9 protein-coding genes are annotated in these 12,343 nt (G+C 71.5%); 8 read left to right on the top strand and 1 reads right to left on the bottom strand.

Translation table 11 applies throughout. The features are described from left to right. Positions 1-22 precede the first annotated feature (22 nt). From AB0J16_RS39365 to AB0J16_RS39345, 5 genes are all read left to right on the top strand, one after another. Complete coding sequence (locus AB0J16_RS39365; protein ID WP_358549663.1) at positions 23-1,414, top strand: selenium-binding protein SBP56-related protein; 1,392 nt, start codon at positions 23-25, stop codon at positions 1,412-1,414. After that, complete coding sequence (locus tag AB0J16_RS39360; RefSeq protein WP_358549787.1) at positions 1,402-2,010, top strand: hypothetical protein; 609 nt, start codon at positions 1,402-1,404, stop codon at positions 2,008-2,010. The genes AB0J16_RS39365 and AB0J16_RS39360 overlap by 13 nt, the downstream gene beginning before the upstream one ends. Before the next feature lie 76 nt (positions 2,011-2,086). Continuing rightward, entirely contained in the window at positions 2,087-3,010 is a 924-nt protein-coding gene (locus AB0J16_RS39355) for a sigma-70 family RNA polymerase sigma factor (protein WP_358549660.1), read from the top strand. Between the two features lie 64 nt (positions 3,011-3,074). Then, a complete protein-coding gene (locus AB0J16_RS39350) occupies positions 3,075-4,268 on the top strand; it encodes a sensor histidine kinase (RefSeq protein WP_358549657.1) in 1,194 nt (397 codons plus the stop codon). Between the two features lie 103 nt (positions 4,269-4,371). Continuing rightward, on the top strand, positions 4,372-7,521 hold the full coding sequence (locus AB0J16_RS39345; protein WP_358549654.1) for a BTAD domain-containing putative transcriptional regulator: 3,150 nt from the start codon (positions 4,372-4,374) through the stop codon (positions 7,519-7,521). 34 nt (positions 7,522-7,555) lie between these two features. Here AB0J16_RS39345 and AB0J16_RS39340 read toward each other — a convergent pair whose 3' ends face one another. Next, the gene (locus tag AB0J16_RS39340) at positions 7,556-8,500 is read right to left on the bottom strand and encodes an ATP-binding cassette domain-containing protein (RefSeq protein WP_358549651.1); all 945 of its coding nucleotides are present in this window, start codon (positions 8,498-8,500) and stop codon (positions 7,556-7,558) included. A gap of 165 nt (positions 8,501-8,665) precedes the next feature. Between AB0J16_RS39340 and AB0J16_RS39335 the strand changes: the two genes are divergently transcribed. The 3 genes from AB0J16_RS39335 to AB0J16_RS39325 all read left to right on the top strand — a co-directional run bounded on the left by AB0J16_RS39335 (position 8,666) and on the right by AB0J16_RS39325 (position 12,309). Beyond that, positions 8,666-9,865, top strand: a complete 1,200-nt coding sequence (locus AB0J16_RS39335) for a cytochrome P450 (protein ID WP_358549648.1) — start codon at positions 8,666-8,668, stop codon at positions 9,863-9,865. A 121-nt stretch (positions 9,866-9,986) separates the two neighbouring features. Continuing rightward, positions 9,987-11,057: a phosphate ABC transporter substrate-binding protein PstS gene (gene pstS, locus AB0J16_RS39330; protein WP_358549644.1), complete on the top strand. Its 1,071-nt coding sequence runs from the start codon at positions 9,987-9,989 to the stop codon at positions 11,055-11,057. A 37-nt stretch (positions 11,058-11,094) separates the two neighbouring features. After that, positions 11,095-12,309, top strand: coding sequence for a hypothetical protein (locus AB0J16_RS39325; RefSeq protein WP_358549641.1), 1,215 nt, complete (start codon positions 11,095-11,097; stop codon positions 12,307-12,309). Positions 12,310-12,343 lie beyond the last annotated feature (34 nt).

Raw genomic sequence — 12,343 nt, 5'->3', positions numbered from 1 at the left:
GAATTGGTGAATACGTGAAGGGATGAGCCTCTGGACCCCGGACCCCACGTTCTATCCTTCGCCCAGGGACGCGGCCGGCGCACCCGCCGAGAAACTGGCCTATGTCGTCGCCTTCGACCGGTCGGCGACCAGGCCGGACGCGCTGGCCGTACTCGACACCGACGCCGACTCGCCGCACTACGGCCAGGTGGTGGGCTGGAGCGAGCTGCCCAACACCGGCGACGAGCTGCACCACTTCGGCTGGAACGCCTGCAGCACCGCCCTGTGCCCCAGCGCCCCGCACCCGCATGTCGAACGCCGCTACCTCATCGTGCCCGGACTGCGCTCCTCGCGCATCCACGTCTTCGACACCAAGGACCACCTCAGCCCGGAACTGGTCAAGGTCATCGAGGCCGACGAACTGGCCAAACGGGCCGGCTACTCCCGGCCCCACACCGTGCACTGCGGGCCCGGCGGGATCTACCTGTCCGCGCTCGGCGGCGCCGACGGCAACGACGGGCCCGGCGGGATCGCGCTGCTCGACCACACCACGTTCGAAGTGCTCGAACGCTGGGAGGTCGACAGAGGGCCGCAGTACCTCGCCTACGACTTCTGGTGGCACATCAACCACGACGTGCTGATCAGCTCCGAGTGGGGCACCCCGTCGATGATCGAGAACGGCGTGGTGGGAGAGCTGCTGCTCGGCCGCAAGTACGGCCACAAGCTGCACTTCTGGGACCTGCGCAAGCGCAAGCACGTCCAGGAGGTCGACCTGGGCGATGAACACCAGATGGTCCTGGAGCTGCGCCCGGCGCACGACCCCACCCGCACCTACGGCTTCGCCAGCGTCGTCACCAGCACCGCGGACCTGTCGGCCTCGATCTGGCTCTGGTTCCACGAGGACGGCCGCTGGCAGGCCCGCAAGGTGATCACCATCCCCGCCGAGCCCGCGAGCGCCGACCTGCTGCCACCCGTCCTGCAGCCCTTCGGCGCCGTGCCGCCCCTGGTCACCGACATCGACCTGTCGGTCGACGACCAGCGCCTGTACGTCTCCTGCTGGGGCACCGGCGAGATCAAGCAGTACGACGTGTCGGACCCGGCCAACCCCGCCGAGCTGGGCTCGCTCAGGATCGGCGGCATCGCCCGGCAGGCACCCCACCCCGCCCAGCCGTCACTGCCGCTGCGCGGCGGGCCGCAGATGGTCGAGATCAGCCGCGACGGCCGCCGCCTCTACCTCACCAACTCCCTGTACGGAGCCTGGGACGACCAGTTCTACCCCGAGGGCGTCGGCGCCTGGATGGCCAAGATCGACACCGACTCCTTCACCTTCGACACCCGCTTCTTCCCGCACGATGAGGCCTTCCGCGGCCTGCGCCCCCACCAGGTACGCCTGCAGGGCGGCGACGCCTCCTCCGACTCCTACTGCTACCCGTGACGATCGCCACCGTGCTCCTGCTGGGCGCCTTCCACGGCCTGAACCCGGCCATGGGCTGGCTCTTCGCCGTGGCCCGCGGCCTGCAGGAGCGCAGCAGGGACCTGCTGCTGCAGTCGCTGCCGGTCATCGCGCTGGGCCACCTGGGCTCGGTCGCCGTGGTCGCGATCGTCGTCGGCCTCACCGGCTCGCTGGTCACCGGCAGGGTGCTGTCGATCGGCGGCGGGGTGGTGCTGGTCGGGTTCGGCCTGTGGCGGCTGCTGTCCAAGCGGCACTTCCGCTGGGTGGGGATGCGGCTGTCGCTGTGGCAGCTGGCCGGCTGGTCGTTCCTGATGTCCTCGGCCCACGGCGCCGGCCTGATGCTGCTGCCCGTCTTCACCGGCCTGCACGCCCCCGGCCATGAGGGGCACGCCCTGTCGGGCGGCCTGGCGGTGGCCGCGCTGCACACGCTGGCGATGTTCGTGGTGGCGGGTGTCATCGCCGTGGTGGTGTACGAGGTGGCCGGGCTCACGGTGCTGCGGCGTGCCTGGTTCAATCTGGACCGCATGTGGGCGCTCGCCCTCGTGAGCGCGGGAGTGATCACTCTGGTCCAGGCATAAACCTCGGCGGGAGTTGTCACATCGGTGGCGTCGGGTTGGTCAGTGCTATGACTTGCTTTGACGAAGGAATGTGACGATGAATATTGGGACGACGAATATTGGGACGACGAATATTGGGACGACGAGCGACGCGGAGTTCCTGGCCGGCCGGTTCGAGGAGCACCGCTCCCATCTGCGGGCCGTGGCCTACCGGATGCTCGGGTCGCTGAGCGAGGCCGAGGACGCCGTACAGGAGGGGTGGATACGGCTCAGCCGCAGCGACACCAGCGAGGTGAACAATCTCGGCGGGTGGCTGACCACGGTCGTGGCCCGGGTGTGCCTGACCATGTTGAGCTCGCGCGAGCGGCGGCGCGAGGACTCCCTGGAAGAGCGCCTGCCCGACCCGGTCGTCAGCCCCGCCGAGGGCGTCGATCCCGAGCACGAGGCGCTGGTGGCCGACTCGGTCGGATTGGCGTTGCTGGTGGTGCTGGAGTCGCTCGAGCCGGCCGAGCGGCTGGCGTTCGTGCTGCACGACATGTTCGCGGTGCCGTTCGAGGAGATCGCGACGATCGTGGGGCGTACCCCGGCGGCGGCCAGGCAGCTGGCCAGCCGCGCCCGCCGCCGCGTGCGGGGCACGGCCCCGGTGCCCGATCCGGATCTGGGCCGTCAGCGCCAGGCCGTCGACGCCTTCCTGGCCGCCGCGCGCGATGGAGACTTCGAGGCGCTGGTACGGGTGCTCGACCCGGATGTCGTGGTCCGCTCCGACCGCGGCGCCGCGGGGGGCGTGCTGGTGGCGCGCGGGGCGGCTGTGGTGGCCAAGCAGGCGATCATGTTCCGCCCGGTCGGCTCGGTGGGACATCCGGTGCTGGTCAACGGGGCCGCCGGATCCGTCGCCACGGTCGGCGGCCAGGTGGTCTCGCTGGTCGCCTTCACCGTCAGCGGCGGCCTGATCGCCGAGGTCGTCATCATCACCGACGCCGACCGGCTGGCCCGGCTCGACCCGATGTCGGCGACGGGCTGACCCAGCGTGCTTCACGCCTCGGGTCGGCTCGTCGCGGCTCTCGGGCGCGGATAACGTTGGCCTGATGGCCCGAACCCCGCCCTCTAACCCCGACGGCACGCCGGACGAGGCGCCCGACGCGCCCGGCATAGGGGCGTTCCTGCCCTTCGTCCTGCTGGCCGCGGGCGCGATCTGGGAGACCGTCGACGGCTCGCTGCGGCCGGGCTGGCTGTCATGGGCGGGCCTGGCCGCCATGTCCGCCCTGTACGCGCTGACAGTGATCATGGCCTTCCGGCGCCGTACGGTGCCCGCCCGGCTCGCGCTGGCGGGGCTTTCGGCCGTGGTCTTCGGGCTGTCGATCGTGCTGGGCGGCGGCTGGTACTACCTGTTCCCGCTGCTCGGCGTGGCGTGCGGCATCACCCTGCGCGGCCGGGCGGTGCGACTCGCCACGGCGGCGCTGCCCTTCGGCACGGCGCTGGTGGTGGGGGCCGGCGGCGGCAGCCTGGAGTCGATCCTGGCCTTCTCGTGGGGGACCTTCAGCGCGGGCCTGGTCGTGGCCGTCATCCTGCACCTGCACACGGTCATCGGCGAGCTGAACCAGACCCGGCGGCGCCTGGCCGAGGCGGCCGTCGCCGAGGAGCGGCTGCGCTTCTCCCGCGACCTGCACGACCTGCTCGGGCACACCTTGTCGGTCATCGTGGTCAAGGCCGAGGCCGTACGACGACTGGCCCGCCGCGACCCCGGCCAGGCCGAACGCCAGGCCGCCGACATCGAGGCCGTCGGCCGGCAGGCACTGACCGAGGTACGCGAGGCGGTCACCGGCTACCGGGCGGGTAGCCTGGCCGACGAACTCGCCCGCGCCCGCGACGCCCTGGCCGCGGCCGGCGTGCGCGCCCGCGTCCGCCGCACCGGGCCGCCACCGGCCGCGCAGGCCGAGGCGCTGCTGGGCTGGGTGGTACGCGAGGGCGTCACCAACATCATCAGGCACAGCGGCGCCACCGAGGCCGAGATCGACCTGACCGGCCTGACCCTGACGATCCGCGACAACGGCCCCGACCGGCCGCGGCCCACCAAGAGCGGCAGCAGCCCCGACGGACCCACCGAGAGCGGCACCGACGGCCCGCGACCCACAGAGAGTCCCGGCCCGCAGCCGGCCGAGAGCGGCAGCGGGCTGCGCGGGCTGGTCGAACGGCTAAGCCAGGCAGGCGGCAGCGTCGAGGCGGGCCCCCACCCGGGCGGCGGCTTCGAGCTCACCGCCACCCTCCCGCCCGGCGTTTAGGGGGTGCGGCCGCAAGGCCCAGCCGGCGTCCAGGGGGTGCGGCCGGAGGGCCCAGACGGACAGATGGCGCAAGACGGGCTCACAGTTCGGCACAATTGCCGCTGTGAGAGTCGAATTGCTGGGACCGTTCGAGGTCCGAAACCGCGATGGGGCCGTGGTGGAGGTTCCGGGGATTCGGCTGCGCGCACTGCTGGCCGCGCTCGCCCTCGAACCCGGCCGGATCGTCACGCGGGCGAGGCTGGTGGACTGGATCTGGGGCGAACAGCCGCCCGCCGACGAGGTGAACGCCTTGCAGGCACTGGTGTCCAGGCTACGCAGGGTGTTGCCGGACGGGGTGATCGAGGCCGATTCCGGCGGATACCGGCTGGCCGTGGCTCCTGATGCCGTGGACGTATCCAGGTTCGAGCAGCTGGTCGGCCAGGCCCGTGCCGCCGAGCCCGCGGCGCGGGCGGATCTGCTGCGCTCGGCCTTGGCCTTGTGGCGCGGCACGGCCATGGCCGACCTCGCGCTGCAGGGCAGCGACACCTTCGACGCCGCGGTCGCGCGCCTGGACGAACTCCACGTCGCCGCGCTCGGCGATCGGGTGGATGCCGATATTCGCCTCGGCCGTGGCTCGGAGCTGGTCTCGGAGCTGACCGAGCTGGTCGCCGCGTACCCGCTGCGGGAGGGGTTCGTGGCGGCGTTGATGCGAGCGCTCGCCGAGGCGGGGCGGGGGAGCGAGGCGTTGACGGTCTACCAGCGCACCCGCGAGCGGCTCGCCGAGGAGCTGGGCGTCGATCCGTCGGCCAAGCTCTCCGCGCTGCACACCGCGCTGCTGCGTGGCGAGCTGGGCGAGCGGGCGGACAACCACAAGACGAACCTGCGCGCCGAGCTGACGAGTTTCGTCGGCAAGAAGAATGATGTGTCCGCGGTCGCCGCTCTGGCCGCCAAGCACCGGCTGGTCACCTTGACGGGGGCGGGCGGCTCCGGCAAGACGAGGCTGGCCACCGAGACCGCGCGGACGATGCTCGCCGACCTGCCGGATGGGGCGTGGCTGGTCGAACTGGCCTCCGTCGGGGAAGGCGGCGATCTGGCGCAGGCCGCCCTGACCGCGATCGGCCTGCGTGACCAGGCATTGCTCGGCGGCTCGCGGGGCGGGGAGCCGATGGACCGGCTCATCGCCGCGGTCCGCGAGCGCGCGATCTTGCTCATCCTGGACAACTGCGAGCACGTGATCGAGGCGGCCGCGGCGTTCGCCGACCGGCTGCTGGGGGAGTGCCGCAGATTGCGGATCGTGGCCACCAGCAGGGAACCGCTCGGCATCACCGGGGAGGTGCTGTGGCAGGTCGAGCCGCTCGCGCTGCCCGCCGGCGGAGCCGATCCCGCCGAGGCCGGGTCCTCGCCCGCGGTGCGGCTGCTGCGCGACCGCGCCGATCTGGTGCGCAAGGACATCGGCTCCGACACCGACACTTTGGCGGCCATGGTGCGGATCTGCCGGGCGCTGGACGGGATGCCGCTGGCGATCGAACTGGCCGCGGCCCGGCTGCGCACCATGTCCGTCGATCAGCTGGCCCGCCGGCTCGACGACCGGTTCCGGCTGCTGACCAGCGGCAGCCGTACGGTGCTCGCCCGGCACAAGACGCTGCGCGCGGTCGTGGACTGGAGCTGGGACCTGCTGACCGAGACCGAACGTGAGGTGCTGCGGCGGCTGTCGGTGTTCTCCGGCGGGGTGAGCCTGGAAGCGGCCGAACAGGTGTGCGGGCAGGAGACGTCCGCCGGGGAGCAGGTGTTCGACGTGCTGACCGCGTTGATCGACAAGTCGCTGCTGCTCGCCGACGGCCAGGGCATGCCGCGCTACCGGATGCTCAACACCATCAGGGAGTACGCGGCGCAGCGGCTGGCCGAAGCCGGGCAGAGCGAGCCGGCGCGCCGGGCGCACCTGGCGTACTTCACCGAGCTGGCCGAGACGGCCGAGCCGCGCCTGCGCCGGGCCGAGCAGGTGGAGTGGCTGGCCAGGCTCGGGGCCGAGCACGACAACATCGGCACGGCCCTGCGCGGCGCGATCGCCGAGGGATGGGCTCAGGAGGCGATGCGGCTGGTCGCGGCCGCGGGCTGGTACTGGTACCTCAGCGGGCACCGGGCCGAGGGCGCCGAGCTGAGCATCGCGGCGGCCTCGCTGCCCGGTGAGGTGTCCGATGAGGTGCGGGCGCTGGCGTACCTCAATGTGACGATCTTCGTGACCGCCGGGGTCACCGGCGATCAGTATCAGGCGCGGGAGTGGATCGAGCAGGCGCACCGGTTCGCTCAGCGCAGCGGGTCCAGCCATCCGCTGCTGGGGTTCGTCGAGCTGCTGGAGCGGATGCTGCGGGGCCCGGCGGAGCTCATGCCCGCCTTCGAGCCGCTCGTCGCCGCCGCCGATCCGTGGGTGCGCGCGCAGGCCAGGCTCACCCGTGGCCGGCTGCGGCTCACGATCGGCGGCGACGAGACCGACGTGGACCTCGACGCCGAGACCGCCCTCGCCGAGTTCCGTACGCTGGGCGACCGGATGGGGATCTCGCTCGCGCTGACCTTCCTGGCCGACCGGCTGGCCATGCGCGGCGAGTTCGCCCGTGCCTGCGAGCACTACGAAGAGGCGGCGCGGGCGCTGATGGAGGTGGGCGCGAGCGAGGACGTGGTCGGCCTGCGGGCGCGGCAGGCTCAGCTGCACTGGCTGCTCGGCGATGAGCGATCAAGCGCCGCCGCCATGGCCGAGGCGCGGCGGATCGCCGATGGGATCGTCTGGCCGGACGCGCTCGTCGAGCTGGCGCTCGCGCAGGCGCAGCTGGCGCGCTTGCGCGGCGAGCCGGACCACTCGCGCGAGCACCTGGCCACGGTGCGGGCGGTGCTGGGCGAGGCGGACATGGCCGACTCCGTCCGTGTTCACACCATGGACCTGTACGGCTACCTCACCGAGGATCTCGGCAAGGCCCGCGCCTACCGGGCCGAGGCGTTGCGCGCGGCCACGACCGTCGAGCACACCCATCCCCCCACGATCTCCCTTGTGCTGATCGGGATCGCGGACCTCGCGCTGCGCCAGGGAGAGCACGAGCAGGCCGTACGACTGCTCGGGGCGAGCGACGGCGTGCGCGGCACGCCGGACCGTTCACAGCCGGACGCCGCCAGGATCGCCGCGGACGCGCGCGATCACCTCGGCGAAACCGTGTTCGCCGAGGCGGTCCGTGCCGGGCAGCAGCGGGACTGGCGTGAGCTGGCCGAGATCACGCTCGCCTCGTGAACGTCGTACGAGCCCAGGCAAGCCGACATGGCCTTCATCGCGCGCCGGCCTCCTTGTTCGCGTGAGCGGTAAGGGCGAGGAAGACGTCATCCAGGTCCGGTGTGTGCACCGACAATTCCTCGACTTCCAGACCATGGGCGTCGAGCCGATCGATCAGCGCGCGCAAGGACCGCACCCCGCCGTCGCCGGGAACACGCAAGGTCAGCTCTTCGTCGTCCCTGGTGGACTCGTGCAGGACCCGCGCCGCGGCGTCGAGTTCGTACCGGGCGGTGAACCGCAGCCGGACATGGCTGCCGGGGACGCGGCGCTTGAGCTCATCGGCGCTGCCCTCGGCGACCAGCCGGCCCTGATCGAGTACGGCGACACGGTCGGCGAGCTGGCCGGCCTCCTCCAGATACCGGGTGGTGAGGAAGATGGTCCTGCCCTCCGCGGCCAGTTCCCGGATGATGTCCCACATGGTGCGGCGGCCGCGCGGATCGAGTCCCGTGGTGGGCTCGTCCAGGAAGATGATCTGCGGGTCGCCGACCAGCGTCATGGCCAGGTCCAGTTTGCGGCGCATGCCGCCGGAGTAGGACACCGCCAGCTTGCCCGCCGCCTCGACCAGATCGAACCTCGCCAGCAGCCGGCCGGCGACGCGTTCGCCTTGCGCCTTGGGCAGGTGCAGGAGATCGGCCGTCATCAGCAGGTTCTCCTCGCCGGTGAGCAGGTCGTCCACCGAGGCGAACTGCCCGGTGACCCCGATCGCCGCGCGCACCGCCTTGGTCTGCGTGGCCACGTCGTGCCCGGCGACGACCACCTTCCCGGCGTCGGGGGCCAGCAGCGTGGTCAGCACGTTCACCGTCGTGGTCTTGCCGGCGCCGTCGGGCCCGAGCAGGGCGAAGATCGTGCCGGTCCGGACATCCAGGTCGATGCCGTCGAGCACGGTCTTGTCTTGGTATGCCTTGCGCAGCCCCGAGGCCACAATGGCTGAACCGTTCATGGGGTCCAACCTGGCCGACCGCTCTGATATCGGGCCGTCGCCGTCCTGACGTGGCCGCTGACACGAACCCCGCGCCGTTCACCGGCCGTCGCGGCCATGCGGTGTCAGCGGCCGTGTCAGGTCGGCGACGGTCTCATATCAGAGCGGTCGGTGAGAGTGGACGTCATGGAACACACCGTTACCGCGATGCCGACCGAACGTCAGCCCGGCCGCCCCTTCGACCCGCCCAAGGAGCTCCTCCAGGCCCGCGAGCAGAGCCCGATCAGCCGCATCCCCTTCGCCGACGGTCATCAGGGCTGGCTGATCACCGGCTTCGACCTGGTCCGGTCGGTCTTGGCCGATCCGCGGTTCAGCTCGCGCAGAGAGCTCATGCGCCACCACCCGTGGGTCGACTACGGCGACATCGAAGTCCCTCCGGCGCCACCCGGCGAGTTCCTGCTCATGGACGAGCCCCAGCACAGCCGGTACAGGAAGCCGCTGGTGGGCAAGTTCACCGTGCGGCGGATGCGGCAACTGACCGAGCGCGTGGAGCAGATCACCGCCGAGTGCCTGGACGCCATGGAGAAGGCCGGGCCGTCCGCGGACCTGGTGACCGCCTTCGCCAAGCCCATCCCCGCGATCGTGATCTGCGAGCTGCTGGGGGTGCCGTATGAGGATCGGGGCGCCTTCCAGGGCAACGTCGACAAGTTCATGGACGGGGAGACCGGCGACGAGGAGCTGATGGCGGCCTACACCGCGGTCCAGACCTATCTCGCCGAACTCGTGGTGGCCAAGCGCGCCAACCCCACCGACGACGTGCTCAGCGACCTGACCGACAGCGATCTGACCGATGAGGAGCTGAAGGGTGTCGCCCTGATCCTGCTGGCGGCCGGGCTCGACACCACCGCCAACATGCTGGCGCTGGGCACCTTCGCCCTGCTGCGGAACCCGGAGCAGCTGGCCGCGCTGCGCGCCGACCCCACACTCGCCGACAAGGCGGTGGAGGAGCTGATGCGGTATCTGAGTGTGGCCAAGACGTTCTTCAGGACGGCGCTGGAGGACGTCGAGCTGGGCGGCCAGACCATCAAGGCCGGTACGGCGGTCATCCTGTCGATCAACACCGCCAACCGCGACCCTGAGCGCTTCGCCGATCCCCACACCCTCGACCTGCGCAGGCAGGACGGCGGGCATCTGGGCTTCGGTCACGGCATCCACCAGTGCCTGGGCCAGCAGCTGGCCCGTGTCGAGATGCGGGCCGCCTTCCCCGCGCTGGTCAACCGCTTCCCCACGCTGCGCCTGGCGGTAGCGGCCGAACAGGTCGCCCTGCGCCCGGAGACCGCCGACATCTACGGGGTCAAGAGCCTGCCGGTCACCTGGGACGCGTGACTGCCCTCGTCAGCGGTTCGATCCAGAACGTTGCCCAAATCTGGTGGGAATGACTGTTTTGTGGCAAGGAGTTGGACGCGTGATGAACTAGAAGACCGCGACCACTTCATATTTTGATGAGATGGAAAAGCTGACCGGGATCATCAGGGCGGCGCTGTTCGTCGCCCTGACCTTGGCCGCTTCTGCCGTCGGCTTGACCGGAACCGCGCTGTTGACCCGCGACGAAGCGCCCCCCAGTCTCCCGATCACCGCCTCGATCTCCGGCTCCGGCTCAAGCGCGCAGAAAGGCGCGATGGACGCCTGGCGGGCCGACTTCCAAGGGCTGCACCCCGACCTGCGGGTGGACTACAACGCCAACGGCTCGGGCGCGGGCATCCGCGACTTCATCACCGGCGTCACCGCGTTCGCCGGCTCCGACGTCGCGATGCACCCCGCCGAACAACAACTGGCCGACAGACGCTGCCGCAGCCGCGCGATACACCTGCCCATGGTGGTGGGCCCCATCGCCCTGGCCTACAACCTGCCGTCCGCGCCGGAACTGAAGCTCTCGCCCACCACCCTGACCGGCATCTTCAGCGGCCGCATCACCCGATGGGACGCCGCGCAGATCGCCGCCGACAACCGCGGCGCGGACCTGCCACGCACCGGCATCCGGCTCTTCCACCGCTCCGACGACTCGGGCACGACCTACAACTTCACCGCCTATCTCAAGGAGGCGGGCCGCTGGCCGTACGAGCCGTCCAGGAAGTTCGCCGTCACCGGGCAAGGCGTCACCGGCTCGGCCGGCATCACCGAGGCCATCCAACGCACCGAGGGCTCCATCGGCTACGTGGAGTACGCCTACGCCAGCGACGCCGCCCTGCGCACGGCCAAGATAGGCAACGCCGCCGGCCAGTTCGTCGCCCTCTCGCCCCAGAGCGCCACCAAAGCCCTGCAAGGCGCCCGGATCACCGGCCACAGCGGCGACCTGATCGTCAAGTTCGACTACCTGACCAAGAACAAGGACACCTACCCCATCATCCTGGTCACCTACGAGATCATCTGCTCCCACCGCTCAGACCCGCTGGTGCGGACCTTCCTGGACTACACCGCCGGCGACGCAGGCCAGTCCTACCTGTCCCTGTACGGCTACGCCCCGCTCCCGCACGACCTCCTGGCCAAGGTACGTGCTCAGCTCGGCGTCACCACCTGAACGGGAACCCCCTGCCGCTCACCGGTGTAGGAAAGACGTGAGCACCATCACCAGACGCCAAGCCCTGGCGCTCGGCGCGGCGGCCGCCGTATCGGCCTGCGCCACCACCCAGCCGCCCCCCAACGCGGCACCCCCCGGCCCACGCGGCAGGCTGCTCGCCGAGACCGCCGCCGGGCTGTCCCTGGTCGAGCTTCCCACCGGCGCGGTGACGGCCACCTACCCCGGCGCGGTGCCCGGCCCCCGCTGGCTGCGCCTCTACCAGATCGCCCACGACCGGCTGCGCACCTACGACGCCACCACGGGCCACCTCCTCGAGCAGCGCGACCTGGCCGGCGCCCCGGGCCGGCGCATCAAGGCCGTCTCCGGCCGCCTCGTCGCCCTCGGCCCCGAACCCGGCCCCCGCAGCCGTACCACCCTCACCCTGACCGGCGCCGGCGGCAACCGGACGCTGCGGCTGGAGGGCAACATCGAACCGGAGGCCTTCTCCGGCGACGGCCAGGTCATGTACGTCCTGGACCACCTGCCGCCCGAACACCCCGACCGCTACCGCGTACGCATGTACGACCTGGCCACCGGCCGGATGACACCGCTGCTTACCCGCGCCAAGCAGCCCGTGCCGCTGTCGAAGGAGGAGGAGATGCGCGGCAAGGGCCGCCAGGCCGTACACGACCCGGACCTGGCCACCCTCTACACCCTCTACACCCACCAGGACGAACACCTGCACACCCGCGACCTGATCGCCGGCCACGACCTGAGCCCCGGCGCGCACGCCTTCGTCCACGTGCTCAGCCTGGACCAGCGCTGGGCCTACTGCCTGGACCTGCCCGAACCGTTCGGCCTCGGCCCGCCACTGGCGCACGCGATGGCGCTGGACACCCAGGCCCGGCGACTGTACGTCTTCGACGCCTCCACCGGCCGCATCGTGCTCGCCTCCACCGACGACCTGACGATCAAGCGCGGCGCCCTGCTGGGCCGGCTGGGCGACGGCGAGGCGTACGCGGTGGCCGGGGACGGCCGCGTCCACCTGGCGGCGGGCACGCGGCTGCTGTCGGCCGACGGCGAGACGCTGGCCCCCGCAGGCGTCTGGGACCTGCCGGGCCCGGCACGGGGGCTGGCCCGGCTGAACGGCGAGCTGCTGGCCGGGGCGGGAGAGCGGGTGCTGCGGCTGGACCCGCGCACCGGCGCCCGGCTGGGCGCCATCGCGCTGCCCGGCCTGCGCGAGCTACGGCACGCCGAGCCGTCCTACGGCTGAGCGCGACGGCGGCACGCGGGGGCACCTGTGCTCG

The sequence above is a fragment of the Nonomuraea sp. NPDC049750 genome (assembly GCF_040659625.1).
Classification (GTDB): Bacteria; Actinomycetota; Actinomycetes; order Streptosporangiales; family Streptosporangiaceae; genus Nonomuraea.
This window is presented reverse-complemented; position numbering and strand designations above follow the sequence as displayed.